The organism is Thiocapsa rosea (genome assembly GCF_003634315.1).
GTDB classification, from domain to species: domain Bacteria; phylum Pseudomonadota; class Gammaproteobacteria; order Chromatiales; family Chromatiaceae; genus Thiocapsa; species Thiocapsa rosea.
This window is the reverse complement of the sequence record NZ_RBXL01000001.1, coordinates 850,425-867,471: the sequence shown is the minus strand read 5'-3', so window position 1 is coordinate 867,471 and position 17,047 is coordinate 850,425. Positions and strand designations below refer to the sequence as shown.

Below are 17,047 nucleotides of genomic sequence, written 5' to 3'. Positions count from 1 at the left end.
GTCCAGTGCGTGTTTCATACGGCGTCCGTGGCGGGGCCTAAACCGCGCCCAGCGCGACATACGTCATTTTCATGTTGCGTTTGGCTTCGGAGGTGTCCTCGATCTCGGTGAGACGCGGTTTAACAGGGTGATGCGGCCGCGCACGCAGACGCGTTCGTCCGCGCTCAGCTCGAAGCGGTAGACGGCATTGACCCCGGCGCGGGCTTCGAGCCATGCCGTCACCTGAAGCGGAGTCGGCAGACAGTCGAGTCTCGCGACGCTCAGCTCCAGGTCGCGTACGGCTCCGAGAAGCAGGGCCGTCTCGCCGTCGAGGACATCGGTCAGGACGCCGTGCGCAGCCGCGGCTTGGGCGGCATATTCCACGCCCTGAACCGAGGACAGGGTGCCGTCGCGACGCAGCGGATTGCACGGGTCGCGGTGGGATGTCGTCGCGCAGCGGATAGAGTCTCGGTCGTGCTCGAGTGCCTCCTCGAGCAGGCACATGGCACCGGCGTGCGGAAGCTTGGCGTAGACCTCGTCGAGCAGGGTCATGCGGCTGGCTCCAGACGGACGTCGAGCCGAAGCCCCGGCCAGTAGGGCAATCGGATGACGGCCGGTCTGCCGGCGGCGATGGCCGCGAGCAGCGGCAGCGCGCGGGCCGCCGGGTTGCCCCGGCGCATGGCCTCCAGTGCGCCATCCTGCATCGGCGTGAATGGCTGTTCGTCGTCGCACAGGGTCAGATCGAGCGTGGTTCGGTCGCTGCTCGGTGCCGCCGGTCCGAGCCGCAGTGCACAAGCGAAGGCGCTGTCGAAGGGCCGATGGGGATGCAGCCGCTCGGGTGCAGGCACCTCGAAGGCGACCAAGAGCACCGAGCCTGCGAAGTAGGTCACCTGGGTAGCGGCCTCGAGCAGCCCCGCCGCGAAGGTGCCGTCGCCGGCCGCGAGGCTGGTGGACGGACCCCGGCAGCCCTCGGCGATCGACCAATAGCCGGCGACCGCGTTGTGGACCGAGTTCTGGAACACCGTCGGCGACGGCGGGACCCGATGCGCGTAGATGTCCCGGCACATGGAGTCGATCAGACCCATGTCCCCGTCGGCGGAGGCGAAGACGGTGGCGAGCTCGGTCGTGGCCTCATCGTCGCCTCCATTCGCTCGCTGGGCATTCGCTCGCTGGGCAGTCGCTTGCCGTGCCGCATCCAGGGCGAGGCGAGTCGCCAGTGTCGCGCGGCGCCGCTCGTTCGGATTCAGTCCGACCGGCGCCGTGACCCTCAGCGTGTCGGGGACATAGGGCCGATCGCCAGCGAGCACGGGGCGAGCATCGGTCCAGTCGGCGAGCCCGGGTCCGACGATTCCGATCCCGGTCACGGTCAGGCGCATGAGGTCCGTCCGAAGACGAGTGCGCAGTTGTTGCCGGCGAAACCGAAGGCGTTGCTCAGTACCCGAGCGATGGGTCGCGCCTCGCTGTTGCGAATCAGGCGTGTTTTGAGCTCGGGATCGAACCGCTGCGTATTGAGCGTGCCCGGGAGCAGCCCCTCCCGAAGACAGATCAGCGAAATCACCGCCTCGACCGCCCCGGACGCGCCAAGGGTATGCCCGGTCCAGCCCTTCGTGGCGCCGGCGATCGCGGCTTCGCCGAACACCCGCGCCACGGCCCGGTCTTCCGACAGGTCGTTGGCCGGTGTCCCGGTGCCGTGCAGGTTGATGTAATCGATCGCGTCGGCGCTCAGGCCCGCCGAGTCGAGTGCCGCGCGCATCGCCAGCACCGCGCCGTCGCCCTGCGGGTGAGGCGATGCGATGTGGTAGGCGTCGGTGCTCTCGCCGAAGCCGAGCAGGGACAGGCCGTCGTCGTCCGCGTCGCCGTCGCGCTCCAGCAGGGCAAAGGCCGCGCCCTCGCCGATGCTGATGCCGGTACGTCCTTGCCCCCAAGGGGTGCAAGGGGTGGGCGAGAGCAGGCCGAGTGCGTGAAACCCCAAGAGCGTGGTTGCGCACAGTGTATCGACGCCACCGACGACGGCCGCATCGCAGAGTCCGGCCGATAAGGCTCGCTGAGCCGCCGCAAAGGTCTTGGCGCCGGAAGAGCAGGCCGTGGAGATCACCACGGCCGGCCCGCTCAGTCCGAGCCGACGTCTGCAGTAGTCCGCGAGCGAGACGTAGGCGTGGGTATAGGCGAAGCGCAGATCATCGCCGAGACCGGGCGTCTTCTCCTCGAAATGGCGCCGGTAACACTGCTCGGTGTGGCGGATGCCGGACGTGCTGGTGCCGAGAAAGAGGCCGATCCGGCTCGGGCCGCGGCGCTCGCGAGCCGCCTCGACCTGCTCGGCGAAGCCGTCGCCGCCGAGCGCAAGCTCGGCGAGACGGTTGTTGCGGCAATCGAACTCGGCGAGCCGCGCCGGCAGACGCACCGCATCCAGGCCGTCGACGACACCCGCCCAGGACTGCACGGGCGCCTCCTCCGGCGTCCAGAGACGCAGGCCGGGCCGCATCTCGCTCAGGGCTTGACGGTGCGGTCGGCAGCCGTGTCCCAACGCCGTCGTCAGCGTGTAGGCACGGATCCTGGCGGGCGAGATCGGCATGGTTGTTCGGCGGTGGCGTTCCCTGGCGTTGAAAAACCCTGTTTAAACCGCGCCCAGAGCGGTATGCGATGCCTTTGGATGGGATCGGCCCCGGCGGACTTGACGAACGCTGGAGTTGGCGCGGTTTAAGTTATTAAAAAATATAATATTCTAAACCGCGTCCACGCTAAGGGCCGTGGATGCACCAAACGTCGAACTCACTCGAAAGCGAGCATCTCGCTCTGGACGCGGTTTACCCGAGTTTAACCAACAGGCCAGGCCCTCGCCAGCAGCAGCGACATGACGTAGGCGCAGAGGATGCCCAAGGTCACGGTGAGACCGATTGCCTGCAAAGCCGGGATCGCGGACAGCGCAAGAAAGCCGAACATGGCGAAGCTCGATCCTGCGCCGACACTGACCGAGAGCAGCGAGCGCAGCCGGTCCGCCTCGTCGGCGGCCGGGCGATTCAGGAAGAGGCTATAGTCGACGGCGAGCCCCGCGACCAGGAGCAGCGAGACCAGATGGAAGAGGTTGACCGAACCCTGGATCAGGATCAACAGCGTGAAGGTCCAGACGAGTGCGATGACGATCGGGAGCAGCACCAAGCCGATCCGCGCGAGGCCACGCAGCGCGAGGGCGAGGGCGAGCGCGATGACGAGTGCGGCGAGAAGGAATTTGTCCAGGGTCTCGGTAAAGAATCCGGCCAGCAGTTCGGCAGTGCCTTCTCGCAGGTCGAGATAACGGATCCCGCCGGGCTCGGCCAACGCCTGCAGGGGGGCGACGGCGTCCTCGCCGACACCGGACAGGGGCACCAGGCCGAGCCAGGCGTCGCCGAGGGGTTGGAGCAGCATCGAGACGCGCGTCCCGATGAGCCCTCGGGCAAGATCGGCAGCCCTCAGTGGCTCGAGATCCCGCGAGGCTTCCACGTCGTCGAGGAAGGGCGCGAGCCGTTCGAGACGAAACGGCAGCTCGGCGTTGGCGGCCGCCAAGCGCGCGGTCAGCTCGGCGCGCTCCGGGAGTGCCGCGCGGCGCGCTGCTTGAGTCTGAGGGCTCGGCAGCCAACGTGCGACAGTGTCGAATCCGCCGATCAGCCCTTGTGCTTGGAGGGCGGCCAAGTCGGGCAGCACCGCCTCCAGACGCTCGAGCACGTCCGCTTCGTCATCCGCCACGACATAGAGCAGGCGCGAGACGTCCGGGGCGCCGAGCTGGGCGCGGATCAGGCTGTCCTTCTCGATCTCGGCCTGCGGCACCGTGCTCAGACGGCGGATGTCGGTTTCCCACGGGTTGCCGCCGATCGACACGACCAGCCCGAGTCCGGCGAGACCGAGCAGCAACAGAAGGAGACCTGTCCGCGGCGACCAATGCGGTCGACGGGCCTGTAACGCGGCCAGCCAGCGGCGCTCCGGTAGCCGGTAGCTGTCGGGCATGAGGGCAGGCAGCAGGTAACGGGAGGTCAATGCCGCCGTGATCAAACCCGCCGCGGCGAGGACGCCGAGCTGCGACAGGCCCTCGAAGCTGGTCCAGGCCAAGGCCGCGTAGCCGAGCACCGTCGTCGCCATGCCCAGCAGCAGCGTGCGCCAGACCGACTTGGTCTGCAGGTCATCGGCGCCGGCGGCATGGGCGTAAACGTGCACCGGATAGTCGAGCGCGACCCCGAGCAGCGTGACACCCAAGGCCAGGGTGATCCCGTGCACCGAGCCGAACACCCAGGACACCAATGCGGCTCCGACCATGACCCCGCTCAGGAGCGGCAGCATGCCGAGCAGCACCAGCGCCGCGGAGCGGAAGGCGAGGGCCAGGATCCCTGCGGTGGCGATGCCGGCCGCGATGCTCAACACCAGCGTCTCGGTCTTGATGCGTTGCTCCGAGCCGACCGCGAAATAGCCGGGTCCGGCGAGGTCCAAGGTCAGACCGGCGCCCTCGGGCAGGTGATCGAAGACGTCCCGTATGTGCTCGACCGCACGGCGTTGCGCGGCGAGATCCGATGCCTGCGCATCCGTGACCACGACCATCAGCACATGGTCGCCGTCGGGGCTGAACCAGACCCCATGCCGGCGATCCGGTGTGTGTTGCGGGATCAGCGCGTGCAGCAGGTGGCGATAGCAGGCGGTGGGATCCGCACCGAAGCGTTCTTTGTCGAGCATGGCCGCGCCCGAGGCCAGCTCCGCGAGGCGTTCTTCGAGTGCGGCACGCAGTGCGGGCTCGGTGAGTGCATCGACGCAGGCGTCGTGCGGGCCGATCAGATAGCGGTAGCGGAAGAGGTCCGGGTCCGTGTCGCGTATTGCGAGATCGAGTTCGCCGTTGGCGACCTGCTGGAATCCCTCATCGTTGCGCAGCCGCGCGGCCAGAGCGCGGCTCGCGTCGGCCAGCGCCTCGGCCGGCCGCTCCCCGCCGATGCGCAGCAGCAGGGTGCGGGCGGCGACACCGCTGCGCACCTGCGACAGGAGCACCTCGTCTTGCAGGGACACGCCGCGTGGGAGGAACTGAGACAGGTCGGTGCTCGGGCGCAGGTTGAAACCGTTCCAGAGGGCGAGGAACCCCAGAACGACGAGCCAGGCCGTCAGCAGGATCGAGCGCCGCTTTAGCGTCGCCAGCTGCATCGCTTACTTGAGTCCGGCCGGCTCGCGTGCCAGCAGCCGCATCTGCAGGGTGCGCCGGTCGCCGTTCGCCTCCAGCATATCGATGGTCTCGATCGTCGCCCCGTCGCCGATGATCCGAATGCGCTGGAACAAGGGCGAGAGCGCCATCCCCCGGGGTGCGAGGTCGAGGGTCCAGGTCTGCTCGGTCGTGCCGTAGTCGAGTCGATAGTCCGCCTGCAGCGCGGCGAGGTCGCCTGCGAAGGTGGCGCGCAGGGCGCCGACCAAGGCCGCCAGCGGCTTGATCTCGGAGACGTCCAGCTCGTCTGCGACCTGATTGCCTTTGATGAGCTGCATCCGGTCTCCCTCCAGGGCGAAGCCGTCACCGCCGTCGCTGACGCGGCGGATGCGGTCCGGGGCCTGGTAAACCAGATTGCCGCGCGTCGCGATGGCGGTGTCGATCAGCCCGGACTCCACGCGCTCTTGGTAGGCGACCTCGGCACGCTTGACGTGCCCGAGGAGTTGCATCAGGGCTTGCGCGTCGACCGGCTGTCCCGCCGCGGAGAGGGTCCCCGCGTACGACAGGCAAAGGCAGAGCGCGAGACAAGCCGCGCGCCCTCTAGCGATCAGCCCGGGACGGCGTCTTCGGGCCATCGTCCTCCTCCCAAAAGTCATAGAAGTTGAACCAATTCTCGGGCGCCTCCCGGCTGTAATGGGCGAGGCGGTCCGCGTAGCGCTGAATCCACTCCTGCAGCGATGCCTTGCGTCGCGCGCGATCGAGCTGGATGCGCTCGGCGAGAACCTCGAAATAGACGTCGTACCGGTTGCCGCCGCGATAGATCCCGAAGGGCAGGATCACGGGCACGCCGGTCACTGCGGCCAGGCTCAGCGGGCCGGTCGGAAAGGCCGCGCGACGGCCGAGAAAGTCACACATCTCCGTCGGCTCGCCCGGCATGTGGCGATCCCCGAGCAGGCCGACGATCCGGCCGGCCTGTAGGTTTTCCGCAACGGCCAGGAGGGGCTGCGGCGAGGCGAGCGAGATCACCGAGTCGGCGATCGCCGGGTTCAAGGCGTGCAGCAGCTCGGTGATGATGCGGTTGTGGGTCGGAGACATGAGGATCTTCAGCGGCATCCGCGCCTCCTCGATGGCGAGTGCGCGCAGGATCTCGAAGCTGCCCAGATGCGAGCCGAGCAACAGGAAGCCCTGCCCGGCCGCGACCCGATCGGTGACCCGCTCCGGGTGGTGCAGGCGGATATCCAGCAGTTCCCGTCGCCCGGCGAGCAGAAAGACGCGGTCCAGAATGGTCGCGGCAAAGCTGTGGATATGGCGGGCGATGTCCGACAGCCGCGCCGGTCTGCCGAGCACGTGCGTCAGGAAGCGCCGCGACGCGCGTCGTTGCGGCCCGGCCTTGACCAGGAAATAGAGCGTGATCGGGTAGAGCAGCCCGCGCGCCGGTGCTCGGCCCAGATGGAGCGCGATCCAGAGGATCAGCCGCACCGCGAAGGGGCTGCCGCGCTCGCCTTGGCTGGACCAGTCGGTCATGGTGCGCGTGGCATGAGCAGACCGGAGCAGACAAGCGTCTGCTCGCGCAGACAGGTGAAGCGCACCCCGGCCTCGGTCCCGGACCCCGGGGTTGTCGGTGTGAAGTGCAGCACCAGGGCATCCCCGGGCACTACCGGCCGATGGAACTTCAGGCTCGGCACCGAGGTGACCGGATCGCCCCCCGCGTCCTCCCAGGCGGCAAGCACAAGATCGATCAACATGGATCCGGGCACGATGGGGCGACCCGGGAAATGACCCTCGAACACCGGATGCTCGAGCGGGATGGAGATCCGCCGAGTCTGCATCCCGTTAGTCTGCATGCCGCTTGCCTTTGCGCCTGTTCCCGAGAGCAGGCTCGATCGCGGTCTCGGTCGAGGTTTCCAAGATCCGCAGCAGGTCCTCCCGCGGCAGTTTTCCGGCCTCGTTCCGGGGCAGCCGATCGACGAAGACGACCCTGCGCGGATGGAAGACCGGATCGATGCGGCCCGCCAGGCCGGCAATCAGGGCCTGCCGGGTCAGCCCCGGCGCGACGGCGATCACGGCGAGACGTCCGACCGGATCCCGGTCCCCGTCGGGTGCAACGAAGATGCCGTCGCGCACGCCCTCGATCGCCGTCAGCTTAAGATTCAGATCGGCCAGCGAGGCGCGCTTGCCGCCGACCTTGAGCATCTCCGCGGCTCGGCCGACGAGACGAAAGCCGCCGTCGGCGTCACCCTCGCCATTGAACTCCAAGAGGTCTGCCAGCATCGTCGGAGCGGGCAGAAAGTCGGCCGTGACGCTCACCCCATTCGCCTCGCGTAGCGGGCGCACGCTGTCGTACCAGGTCCATGCGGGATCCCCGCAGGTGCGCCGACTGGCGATCGAGCCGGTCTCGGTGCTGCCGTAGATCTCGAGCACCTGCGTGGACAGCAGCGATTCGACACGCTCGGCCAGTGTTTGCGACAGCGGGGCGGTCGCCGAGATCACCATATCGACGGCAGGCCAGGTCAAGCCCGCCTCGACACAGGCTGCGAGATGCACCGGCGTCGTCACCAGGATGCGCGGCGCCGGTGCGCGTGCGAGCGCGTCACGGATGTCGGCCGGAAAGAAGGGGCGGGCGGCGGCAACGCACGCGCCGGTCGCAAAGGGCACCATGATCGACAGCTCCATCCCGTACATATGCTGGGGGACGACGGTGGCGACGATGCTGGACTCGGGGCCGAAGCCGAAGCGCCGTGCGGCCGCGCGTGCGCAACCGACAAGATCGCCCCAGCGCTTCGGATGCGGCCGCGGGAGGCCGGTGCTGCCGGAGGTGAAGCCGATGAAGACCTCGCGATCGGCCGCGATGAAGGGCATTTCCCGCTCGACGCAGGCGAGCGAATCCGGCACCTCGACGATGGCGAGCGGCAGCTCCAATCCCGCGACCGGCGTATCGGCGATGCAGATGGCGCCGGGATAGTCCAAGGCGATCTCGTGCGCGGTCGCGGCGAGCCGGTTCGGGGGGAACAGGCTCACCGCCCCTCGGATCAGTCCGGCCGCGAAGGCGAGCGCGAACAGATAGCGATCGTTGCAGAGATTGATCAGATAGGGTGCGGTCGGCAGCGTCCGGGCGAGCGCGTCGGCCTGGGTCAAGAATTCCCGTTGCGTCACCACAGCGGCCGAGTCGGTCAGAAACAAGGGCCGGTCCGCCTGGAATCCGGGCAACAACGGCAGGGTCTGCGGTGTCTCGGGCACGCGACGCCGCCGCCTCGATCAGCGAAGGTCCAAGCGCAGGGATCCGCGCAGGGAATCGATGAAGGGGGTGTGCTCCAGATCCCGCAGGACCAGACGCCTGATCGGATATTCGACCACGAAAAGCAGGGCGATCAGCGCATAGTTGATGTAGTTGGTAAAGAGGGACCACCAAAAGGGCGAGGCGAAGAGCCCTAAGAGGATGCACTCCAGTCCCAGGATCACGAAGAACAGGGTCCAGACGAGGGTGAGGCGGTGGCCGTAACGGGCGACCGGCTCGGGCAGCTCCCCGCGCATCCGCTCGCCGATGCGCGAGATCAACGCGACACGCCCCGGCAGCAGGCTACGACCGAAGATCCAGGCGAAGGCGAAGCAGATGATCACGGGCGGCACGCGCAACAGGATGTCGGCATAGCCGGCGAGATGTCCGATCACCGCCGCGCCGAGGCACGCAAGCGCGAGTGCGAGGAGCACGGGCGAGCGCGACCCAAAAAGGACACTGCCCCAGAGCATCAGACACAGCCACAACAGGGGCACGACCGGGGCGCCGAGGGTGGCCCCGAAATGACTCACGACGGGGTAGGCGATCGCGAGCGCGGTCAGCACGCGCGCCGAGAGGGTCATGCGCCGAGTCGCTGAGTCTGGATGTAGGTGGCGAGATGCTTGAGCGAGGCGAAGATCTGCTGCACCTTCGGGTCCTCCGAGCTGATGGTCACGCCATACTCTTTGGAGACGGCCAGCGCGAGCTCGAGTGCGTCGATCGAGTCGAGTCCGAGCCCACTGCCGAAGAGCGCATCGTCCGGGTCGATCCGCGTGATGCCCACCTCTTCGAGCCGCAACTCTCGGATCACCATCTGCTCGACCTGCTCGATCGAGGGTTGCGAAGCTGTTGCCGTTTCTTCCGTCATGCCTAAAACCCGCTCAAGCCGCTGTCAGGATCGGTCGTCGTCGAGACGATAGCGGTGTACTCCGTGAGGAGTGCGAGCTTCACCGATCGTGCGACCGAGACGAAACCCGCGTCCTGTAAGGCGTCGATTACCACGCCCGGGGCAACACACTGATCCACTGTGTCCCAATAGTACTGCATCAGTCGGCGGGCGTCGCCGCTGCCGCCCAGCCAAGACGCCAGCGTCGGCACCAGGTGCTTCAAATAGAGCTTTGCAAGGAGGTGTCCGACGGGTGAGCGTGGCGGCACCATCTCCAAGATCAGCAGTCGACCACCGGGGCGCAGCACCCTGGCAAACTCGGCGAAGGCGACGCCCAGATCCGCGACGTGGCGCAGCGCATAGCCCATGGTGACGACATCGACGCTGGCATCCGGAAGGGGCAGCCGCTCGGCGGTACCGGATACGCGGTTTTGTACCCCGCGGGTCCCGGCGACCGCGAGCATCGGCAGGCTCGGGTCGATCGCAACGACGACCCCGGAGGTGCCGACGAGCCTCTGCGCATGCGCGGCCATCACGCCGGTCCCGCAGGCGCAGTCGAGCACCCATTGGCCTTCGTGCACCCCGGCACGCACCATCGCCTCCATGCGGTAGTGCTCGCCGCGATTCAGGCTCATCCAAGCGTTGATGCGATCGTAGCTCTCGGCGGTCCGATCGAAGAGGCCCCGAATGTAACCGACACGGTCCTCCTCCGCGGCATAGTGGGCGGGAAGCACCGGGTGCGGGGACAAGCTCTGTTTAACCGGCGGTTGATTCATGGTGGTGCCTCTCGCCTGTCGGCTTGGATGTCCGGGTGAAGATCGCCGGCATTGTAAGGCGAGACGCTGTCGTGTCCTTCGATCTCGATCTCCAGATCCCGCCGACAGATGGCGCCCTGCAGGTACATGATCTCGGAGCGCCCGCGCGTCCATGCGCGCAGCAGGGTGTCGACCTCGCGGACATGGTTCGGATCGCGGAGGTAGACCTTGAGCAGTGCCGGGGGGGCTTGGTCGGATCGGCGCGGCGCAATCCGCGCATGCTCGACGAGGCTGCGGAGGTTGCGGATCGTCTCGCGGGTTTGGCGCCTCGGGTCGTCCGGATGCATGGTGACATGGCCGACGATGCTCGCGGTTCCCGAGATGGCCAGCTCCAGGCTCCCGTACGGGCCCGAATAGCAGAGCGCGCGCGCGAAGGACGGTGGCCGCGGTCCGTAGGGCAGGGGATAGCGGTAGGCGCTGATCTGGCGCGGATTGCCGATCGGCGTGCCGGCTCCGCGCCCGGCCAACACATGGATGGAGAGGCCGGGCGCCTCGCAACCGATCGCCGTGGCTGCGGGAAAGCCGCGTTCCGGGATCGCCGCATCTGCAAAGGCTGCAGCCCGGCCTCTGCAGAAGGCTTGATAGCGCTCCAACCCCCGCTCCTCGTCGTTGATCCGGAAGATGTAGTTCCAGATACGCAGCGGATGCGGGAAGTCGGTATCGCGCAGGAATGCGAGCAGCCGCGTGTAGGCTCGACCTGTGAGGCGTGTCAGGTCGGTCCCGGCGGGCTCGTCGACCAGCAGGTGCGCAAACAGAAAGTCGCCGCTGCAAACGTAGCCGATGTCGCCCGACCAGCCCGCGGTGCCGGTCTGTGGCAGACGCCAGACCTCGCGCTCGGGCGAGCCGCCGATGGGCGGGGTTGCAATCCGGATGCGGCGTGGGTCGGCGGCATCGCGCTCATGGTGGCGTCCGAAGCGGATGTCGGCGAGCACCGATCCGCCTAGGTCGTCCGAATCGTATGCCGCATCACAGCCGGAATCGCAGCTTGGATAGGCGATCATGGCGGGGGTGCGGGTGCGGGTGCGGAGGCCGGGCATGTCGCGATCCGGCCAGTCGGTTTGGATTCGCGTTTCGCTCATCACATCTTGACCGCGACGCAGAGGACTTCGGTCGGTTCTTCCGCCTGCGTGAGTCGGCGCCTATCCGGCGATCCAAGGAGGCCGAGGTCGCGCCGAGACCACCAAGGGCTCGAGGTCGCCACATCGCGATCATCCACCCGGAAGCCGGCCGAGCGCACCAGGTCGAGATACTCGTCGGCATTCCGCTGAGATTCGCGGGGGTGTCGAAACAGCGCCCGTACAAGACCGGTCTCGATGAAGGAGCGGCAGGATTCGGCCATCAAGAGCAGGCCGCTCGGGCGCAGAACGCGATGCAGCTCGGCCAACGCCTCTCGCTGCGGCACCAGGTGATGGAGCACTTGATGGCAGAGCACCAGATCGACGGAGGCGTCGGCAAGGGGGATGTCGGTCGCGTTGCCCGGTCGCAGGAGGAGCCTGTCCGACAGCCCGGCGTCGTAGGTCTGCCGCTGTCCGAGTGCGATAAGCTCGGGGTCGATGTCGATTCCGGTGATGCGCCGCGGTGCGAACGCGGCATCGAGCAGCGGTGCCGCGATCCCCTGACCGCACCCGAGATCGAGGATGTGCCCGCCGACGGGGACTCGTCCTTCCACCATCCGCGCGAGGTTACGGAGGGCCTCGGCGAGGACATACCTACGCCAGATCTCCGTGCCCAGAAACCAACGCCCGAAACGGGTCTCGCGGACCCAAACGGCCTTCGCGCCTGCCGGTGCGCCGCCGTGTGCAGGGGCTATTCGGTCATCCATTCCCATTGCCTCACTTCGACCAAGTTCTTTGACTGAAACACAAACCAGGTGACGACAAACCCGACGGTCCAACCCGAGGTTTGCTCCACCAGCGGGCTGTCTTCGAAGACGGCCCCTTGGAGGTTGTCGTAGAGGGCGTAAAGGCTGACGAGCTTGTTCCGATCGCGGTGGTAGAGGCTTGTGCGCAGGCGGGTGCCGCCGAAGCCGGCCTCGGCCGCGTAGGCCGGTCGCTGAGCCGTCGCGTCCGCCGCATCGACCTGATAGTAGTAGCGGTTCAATCCCCCGGATCCCCAAAGCGCCTCGGCACCGATCGACCACCTCCAGGGTCTATCGAGCAGATCGACCTGGCGCCGGTACGAAATCCGCGGGGTGACCGCATAGCCGACATATTGGACCCCGTGTCCGACCGACAGGGCCGCTCTGACGGGGAGGTCGAGGATCACCGATTGATTGAAGCGGGGCGCGGTCCATGCTTTGTAGCGCAGCATCGGGCCGATCTCCAGGATCGGGTCCAGGTCGTCCATGCCCTCGCGGACCTCGTTGTCGCTGCTGACGGGCACGTTGCCGAAGACGCTGAAATCCAGCCGCAGTCGGCTCGATTCGCCGAGCACACCCTTGATGCCTTCCTCGTCCGCTTGGAGCTGTCTGCCCCGATAGATCGGCATGATGAAGGGGTAGGGATAAGTGCCGGCCTCGCTGGAGCCGCGATAATCCGGGATGCGAATCACGCCGCCGCCGATGCCGACCTCCCAGAGCGGCAGCTCCTGCGCCGATGCCGAGGCCGCGAGGGTAGAGAGCAGGAGCAGTAAGCGGCCGGCAGTCCCTTTTGCTTCGCGAAACATGTTGCTCAAGAGGGATTAACCCAGCCGCAGTGTCTGCTTGTAGAAGCGCGGAATGGCGTCCGGGTCCGCGGTCATGAGGATGTTGTCGAGCACCCAGTCCGGCAGTCGGCCTTGGGCCGCCATGCGTGCGAGTTGGGTCTTGAGACCCTCCCAATAGAAGCCCTCGCCCGAGCCGTCGAAGAAGACGATGGGTCCGGCCTCGATGACGCCGAGCTTCATGTCCGTCAGGGTCAAGCCGATCTCTTCGAGTGTGCCGACGCCGCCGGAGAGGAAGATGTGGAAACTGGCGATCTCGAACCAGCGCTGACGCGCCTGGCGGCTACGCGCCTGGAAGGTCTGGTAGTAGTCGGCGCTTTGATTGGGCTTCTGGTCCAGCGTCTCGATGTAGCTGGAGCCGACCAGCAGGCCGAGCCGGTGTGCGGCCTCGGTCACCTGGAGCATGGCGCCCGGGCCGCCGCCGGTGAGGATGCTGATGTCGCTGCCGAACAGGCCCTTCAGATTGGTGAGAAGATGCTCGGTCCGGCGCGCGGACCCCTCGTCCAGGGGCTTGATGGAGCCGTAGATGGCGAAGACCAGGCTGGAGCGAAAGCGGTCGACCTGCTCGGGCGACGTGAAGTAACCGCGCAGCCCGCGGAAGACGTGCCGCACGACTTGCGCGCGCGCATCGTTGCACCAGAAGACCTCGATGCCGAGACCCTCGTAGTCGGCCAGTCGGCCGTGGTCGCGGGCGGACAGGAAGTGACCGTGCTCGAAGGAGGCGCGGCGAAAGACAATGCGACCGATGCGCTGGCGCAGGGCCGCGGCGCAGATCTCGGTGTGCTCGATCAGGTTCGGGAAATAGCCGAGCAGCAGCGTGGCGCGTGCGCCGTCGGCCAGATCCTCCAGGATTCCGGTGCCGTATTCGGTGCGGGTATCGAGCTTCAGGCCCTCGGCGACCAGACCGGCCGCCAGGTCGGTTCCGCCGCGTGGGTCGCGCGGCTCCTCGGGCTGGGTCCAAATACGATCCGGTCGAGCACCGTTGAGCAGGGTCTCGGGATGCTGCGTCACGGCCATCATGCGGTGCGAGTAGCGATCCTTGAGCGGACCCGCTTCGAGCCGATCGAAGACCTCCGCGAGCGGCGGATAGTCGTTGCCGCTCTTCGCGTCGTCGGACAAGGCACTCGCACGACCATGCCAATAGCGTCGAGTCGGTGTGACCGGGATCGCGTCGTGCACCGATGCGGCGACGCTCGGATTGATGATCAACTGCTCGGAGCGATTGATGAACTCCAGATAGACATTCGTGCCGCGCGTGGAGACCGGGTCCAGCACCGTCGCCTGCAGATGAAAGCCGAGTGCGTCGTCCAGATTGCGCAGCACCACGTAATGGCGGTGCAGAAACATCGAGCAGGCCGTCACCAGTCCGTCGTTCGGGGGCAGGGCGATGTGATCGACCGCTTCGCGGATCTGCAAACGGTTCAGCAGATCTTTGCCGTCGGCATGGGTGGCGATCGCGGTGATCTGCTCGAGCGTCAAGGGGCGGAGAAATCGAAAGAGCTGTCGCTGCGGCCGCAGGATGAGATAGCCGTTGCTGTCGACCGAGAAGCCGGCCGGGACCTGGATCTCATTGGCCTGGATGAGTGCGTGGATGGCGGCGGAGTCGAGCCGGTTGTCTTGCGGGCAGAACACCAGGCGTCCGACCCGCAGGCCCGGCACGACGATGTGCTGCAGGTGCTCGGCGATGCCGAAGGAGTGGATCGCCGAGACGACCTGAAGTTGGAGTGTGCAATGGTCGCCGTTGAAGAGTGGCTCGTCGAGCGGGCAGATGTTGATCCCGATCCGTGCGAGCCGGCTGCGGGCGGCGAAGACCAGGTCCGACTCCCGGCCCTTCACGAGTGCGCGGAATCGCTGCGAGATCGCAAAGCGCGCCTCGACCCGAAAGCCTTCCTCGTCGGTGCCGACAAGGGCCGTGATCCAACCGTCGCCGGTTTCGGGTGTCGCGTACATGTCCAGGTCCTGATGTCGCTTGGGTTTCGCCGGGTTGTCGCCGGGGACGGATCGAGCTAAGGGCGCGAGTCCGCCTGCGGACCGCGTTTGCATCCGCGCGCCGGGGTTTACCCGGTGTTTCCCGGCCGATGCTAGAATGTCCGGCCAAACAACATGCAGCGCGACTCCCGCGGTGTCAACCGGCCCGGCTCAGGCCGCAGTTCCGGAACCGGGGCGCGCTTGGTCGATATCGAGTGAAGAGAGGTCATCGATGGCGGGTCACAGCAAATGGGCCAACATCAAGCATCGCAAGGCGGCGCAGGACAAACAGCGCGGTAAGGTCTGGACCAAGCTGATCCGCGAGGTGACGGTCGCGAGCCGTGAAGGCGGCGGTGATCCCGGCGCCAACCCCCGATTGCGTCTGGCGATGGACAAGGCGTTCGGCGCCAACATGCCGCGCGATACGGTCGAGCGCGCCATCAAGCGCGGTGCCGGCGGGATGGAGGGCGACGACTACGAGGAGATCCGCTACGAGGGCTACGGCCCCGGCGGGGTCGCCATCATGGTCGATTGCATGACCGACAACCGCAACCGCACCGCGGCCGAGGTGCGTCATGCCTTCAGCAAGCACGGCGGCAACCTGGGCACCGACGGTTCGGTCGGCTATCTCTTCACCAAGCAGGGCATCATCAGCTTCCAGCCCGGTACCGACGAGGATGCGGTGATGGAAGCGGCGCTCGAGGCCGGTGCCGAGGATGTCCTCGCCAACGACGACGGCTCGCTCGACGTGGTGACCACGCCCGAGGCGTTCGCCTCGGTGAAGGACGCGCTCACCCAAGCCGGGTTCGATACCGAGGTCGCCGAGGTCTCCTACAACGCCGCGACCCTCGCCGAGCTCGACCGCGACACGGCCGAGAAGCTGCTGCGTCTGGTCGATGTCCTCGACGACCTGGACGACGTCCAAGACGTCTACCACAACGCCGATATCGCCGACGAGATCCTGGCCGAGCTCGATGCCTGAAGACCGGCAGCGCCTGCCCGACGTCCGGCCCGGTGCGTCGGTCGGCCGCGCGCCGATCGGATCCCCGGCAAAGCTCCGCCATCGCATCCTGGGCATCGATCCCGGCTCGCGCACGACCGGTTACGGGATCATCGACACCGACGGTCAGCGCAGTCGCTGGATCGCCAGCGGCACCCTGCGTGTCGGCGAATTCCCCTGGCCGGATCGTCTCGGCCGCATCTTCGACGGTGTCGCCGCCATCGTGGCCGAGCACGCACCCCATGAGATGGCGGTCGAGCAGCTCATCTTCGCCCGCGATCCGACCGCCGCGCTCAAGATCGGTCAGGCGCGCGGCGCGGCACTCTGTGCCGGGCTCAAATCCGGCGTCACGGTGCACGAATACAGTCCCAAGACGGTCAAGCTGGCGGTCGTCGGCACCGGCGGGGCCGACAAGGCCCAGGTCCAACACATGATCCGAGTCTTGCTTGCGCTGCCCGAGACGCCCTGCGAGGACGAGGCCGATGCCTTGGCGATCGCGCTCTGTCATGCCCACTCGATGGGCATCCCGGCGCGCGGACGGGCGTCCGCTTCCTGGCGGGATTGGCGCCCGTGATCGGCCGTCTACACGGCCGGATCCTCTCCAAGCATCCGCCTCAGCTGTTGCTGGACGTGGGCGGTGTCGGCTACGAGGTCGAGGCACCCATGTCGACCTTCTACGACCTCCCCGCCGTCGGCGAGACCGTCGCCCTGGTGACACACTTGGTGGTGCGCGAGGACGCTTGGTCGCTCTACGGCTTCGGCCGCGAGCAGGAGCGCGCGCTTTTCCGGCGTCTGCTCAAGGTGACCGGCGTCGGCGCCAAGATGGCCTTGGCGATCCTCTCCTCGATGGACGCCGCGCGCTTTGCGCAATCGATCGAGCACGAAGATCTGGATGCGTTGATCCGGGTCCCGGGGATCGGTCGGAAGACGGCCCAGCGCCTGGTGATGGAATTGCGCGACAGCCTGGATGTGATTCCGGGCAGCGTCCCCCATCTCCCCGAGACGCGAGCCGGCGGTGCCGACCCGCGCGAGCAAGCGCTCGCCGATGCGGTCAGCGCACTGGTGGCCCTAGGCTATCGCCCCGTCGATGCGACGCGGATGGCCCGAGCAGCGGATGACGGCACCGGCGGGGCCGAGGACATCATCCGCAGCGCCCTGCGGGCTGCGAGCGCGCGCTGAACCGCGTCCTCTCAGGTCAAGGCAGAACTCTCGGTGACGGTTCGAGAACCAGGTATACAGATGCGTAGGATGGGTAGAGCGCAGCGAAACCCATCCTCCA

18 protein-coding genes are annotated in these 17,047 nt (G+C 67.2%); 3 read left to right on the top strand and 15 right to left on the bottom strand.

Annotated features, from left to right (window positions below):
• Positions 1–69: 69 nt before the first annotated feature.
• The 15 genes from BDD21_RS03885 to BDD21_RS03815 form a co-directional block, all read right to left on the bottom strand.
• On the bottom strand, positions 70–531 hold the full coding sequence (locus BDD21_RS03885) for a hotdog family protein (RefSeq protein ID WP_120796021.1): 462 nt from the start codon (positions 529–531) through the stop codon (positions 70–72).
• Positions 528–1,355 (bottom strand): beta-ketoacyl synthase chain length factor, encoded by an 828-nt coding sequence (locus BDD21_RS03880; RefSeq protein WP_120796020.1) that lies wholly within the window; start codon positions 1,353–1,355, stop codon positions 528–530. The genes BDD21_RS03885 and BDD21_RS03880 overlap by 4 nt, the downstream gene beginning before the upstream one ends.
• On the bottom strand, positions 1,346–2,545 hold the full coding sequence (locus BDD21_RS03875; RefSeq protein WP_211335182.1) for a beta-ketoacyl-ACP synthase: 1,200 nt from the start codon (positions 2,543–2,545) through the stop codon (positions 1,346–1,348). Before BDD21_RS03875 ends, BDD21_RS03880 begins: the two co-directional genes overlap by 10 nt.
• A 248-nt stretch (positions 2,546–2,793) precedes the next feature.
• A complete protein-coding gene (locus tag BDD21_RS03870; RefSeq protein WP_120796018.1) occupies positions 2,794–5,130 on the bottom strand; it encodes an MMPL family transporter in 2,337 nt (778 codons plus the stop codon).
• Between the two features lie 3 nt (positions 5,131–5,133).
• A complete protein-coding gene (locus tag BDD21_RS03865) occupies positions 5,134–5,760 on the bottom strand; it encodes a LolA-related protein (RefSeq protein WP_147430986.1) in 627 nt (208 codons plus the stop codon).
• A complete protein-coding gene (locus BDD21_RS03860; RefSeq protein WP_120796016.1) occupies positions 5,726–6,649 on the bottom strand; it encodes a lysophospholipid acyltransferase family protein in 924 nt (307 codons plus the stop codon). The genes BDD21_RS03865 and BDD21_RS03860 overlap by 35 nt, the downstream gene beginning before the upstream one ends.
• A complete protein-coding gene (locus BDD21_RS03855; protein ID WP_120796015.1) occupies positions 6,646–6,969 on the bottom strand; it encodes an ApeI family dehydratase in 324 nt (107 codons plus the stop codon). Before BDD21_RS03855 ends, BDD21_RS03860 begins: the two co-directional genes overlap by 4 nt.
• Positions 6,959–8,362 (bottom strand): AMP-binding protein, encoded by a 1,404-nt coding sequence (locus tag BDD21_RS03850; protein WP_120796014.1) that lies wholly within the window; start codon positions 8,360–8,362, stop codon positions 6,959–6,961. Before BDD21_RS03850 ends, BDD21_RS03855 begins: the two co-directional genes overlap by 11 nt.
• Positions 8,363–8,380: 18 nt before the next feature.
• Positions 8,381–8,983: a COG4648 family protein gene (locus tag BDD21_RS03845; RefSeq protein ID WP_120796013.1), complete on the bottom strand. Its 603-nt coding sequence runs from the start codon at positions 8,981–8,983 to the stop codon at positions 8,381–8,383.
• Positions 8,980–9,267 carry a phosphopantetheine-binding protein gene (locus BDD21_RS03840; RefSeq protein ID WP_120796012.1) on the bottom strand — a complete coding sequence of 96 codons (288 nt, stop codon included), beginning with the start codon at positions 9,265–9,267 and terminating at the stop codon, positions 8,980–8,982. Before BDD21_RS03840 ends, BDD21_RS03845 begins: the two co-directional genes overlap by 4 nt.
• A 2-nt stretch (positions 9,268–9,269) precedes the next feature.
• Positions 9,270–10,061, bottom strand: coding sequence for a class I SAM-dependent methyltransferase (locus BDD21_RS03835; RefSeq protein WP_120796011.1), 792 nt, complete (start codon positions 10,059–10,061; stop codon positions 9,270–9,272).
• On the bottom strand, positions 10,058–11,179 hold the full coding sequence (locus BDD21_RS03830; RefSeq protein WP_120796010.1) for a chorismate transformation FkbO/Hyg5 family protein: 1,122 nt from the start codon (positions 11,177–11,179) through the stop codon (positions 10,058–10,060). Before BDD21_RS03830 ends, BDD21_RS03835 begins: the two co-directional genes overlap by 4 nt.
• Positions 11,179–11,922, bottom strand: coding sequence for a class I SAM-dependent methyltransferase (locus BDD21_RS03825; RefSeq protein ID WP_170164680.1), 744 nt, complete (start codon positions 11,920–11,922; stop codon positions 11,179–11,181). The genes BDD21_RS03830 and BDD21_RS03825 overlap by 1 nt, the downstream gene beginning before the upstream one ends.
• The gene (locus BDD21_RS03820; protein WP_120796008.1) at positions 11,907–12,764 is read right to left on the bottom strand and encodes a MipA/OmpV family protein; all 858 of its coding nucleotides are present in this window, start codon (positions 12,762–12,764) and stop codon (positions 11,907–11,909) included. The genes BDD21_RS03825 and BDD21_RS03820 overlap by 16 nt, the downstream gene beginning before the upstream one ends.
• Before the next feature lie 15 nt (positions 12,765–12,779).
• On the bottom strand, positions 12,780–14,750 hold the full coding sequence (locus tag BDD21_RS03815; protein ID WP_120796007.1) for an LOG family protein: 1,971 nt from the start codon (positions 14,748–14,750) through the stop codon (positions 12,780–12,782).
• A gap of 250 nt (positions 14,751–15,000) precedes the next feature.
• Between BDD21_RS03815 and BDD21_RS03810 the strand changes: the two genes are divergently transcribed.
• From BDD21_RS03810 to ruvA, 3 genes are read left to right on the top strand one after another with little or no spacing between them, the layout of a single operon-like run.
• On the top strand, positions 15,001–15,750 hold the full coding sequence (locus BDD21_RS03810; RefSeq protein WP_093033360.1) for a YebC/PmpR family DNA-binding transcriptional regulator: 750 nt from the start codon (positions 15,001–15,003) through the stop codon (positions 15,748–15,750).
• Positions 15,743–16,342, top strand: a complete 600-nt coding sequence (gene ruvC, locus BDD21_RS03805) for a crossover junction endodeoxyribonuclease RuvC (RefSeq protein WP_245969392.1) — start codon at positions 15,743–15,745, stop codon at positions 16,340–16,342. Before BDD21_RS03810 ends, ruvC begins: the two co-directional genes overlap by 8 nt.
• A complete protein-coding gene (gene ruvA / locus BDD21_RS03800) occupies positions 16,339–16,947 on the top strand; it encodes a Holliday junction branch migration protein RuvA (protein ID WP_120799733.1) in 609 nt (202 codons plus the stop codon). The genes ruvC and ruvA overlap by 4 nt, the downstream gene beginning before the upstream one ends.
• Positions 16,948–17,047 lie beyond the last annotated feature (100 nt).

Coding starts and splice junctions, on each gene's coding strand:
- BDD21_RS03885 (WP_120796021.1), bottom strand. CDS start 531: ATGACCCTGCTCGACGAGGTCTACGCCAAGCTTCCGCACGCCGGTGCC.
- BDD21_RS03880 (WP_120796020.1), bottom strand. CDS start 1,355: ATGCGCCTGACCGTGACCGGGATCGGAATCGTCGGACCCGGGCTCGCC.
- BDD21_RS03870 (WP_120796018.1), bottom strand. CDS start 5,130: ATGCAGCTGGCGACGCTAAAGCGGCGCTCGATCCTGCTGACGGCCTGG.
- BDD21_RS03865 (WP_147430986.1), bottom strand. CDS start 5,760: ATGGCCCGAAGACGCCGTCCCGGGCTGATCGCTAGAGGGCGCGCGGCT.
- BDD21_RS03860 (WP_120796016.1), bottom strand. CDS start 6,649: ATGACCGACTGGTCCAGCCAAGGCGAGCGCGGCAGCCCCTTCGCGGTG.
- BDD21_RS03855 (WP_120796015.1), bottom strand. CDS start 6,969: ATGCAGACTAACGGGATGCAGACTCGGCGGATCTCCATCCCGCTCGAG.
- BDD21_RS03845 (WP_120796013.1), bottom strand. CDS start 8,983: ATGACCCTCTCGGCGCGCGTGCTGACCGCGCTCGCGATCGCCTACCCC.
- BDD21_RS03840 (WP_120796012.1), bottom strand. CDS start 9,267: ATGACGGAAGAAACGGCAACAGCTTCGCAACCCTCGATCGAGCAGGTC.
- BDD21_RS03835 (WP_120796011.1), bottom strand. CDS start 10,061: ATGAATCAACCGCCGGTTAAACAGAGCTTGTCCCCGCACCCGGTGCTT.
- BDD21_RS03830 (WP_120796010.1), bottom strand. CDS start 11,179: ATGAGCGAAACGCGAATCCAAACCGACTGGCCGGATCGCGACATGCCC.
- BDD21_RS03825 (WP_170164680.1), bottom strand. CDS start 11,922: ATGGATGACCGAATAGCCCCTGCACACGGCGGCGCACCGGCAGGCGCG.
- BDD21_RS03820 (WP_120796008.1), bottom strand. CDS start 12,764: ATGTTTCGCGAAGCAAAAGGGACTGCCGGCCGCTTACTGCTCCTGCTC.
- BDD21_RS03815 (WP_120796007.1), bottom strand. CDS start 14,750: ATGTACGCGACACCCGAAACCGGCGACGGTTGGATCACGGCCCTTGTC.
- BDD21_RS03810 (WP_093033360.1), top strand. CDS start 15,001: ATGGCGGGTCACAGCAAATGGGCCAACATCAAGCATCGCAAGGCGGCG.
- ruvC (WP_245969392.1), top strand. CDS start 15,743: ATGCCTGAAGACCGGCAGCGCCTGCCCGACGTCCGGCCCGGTGCGTCG.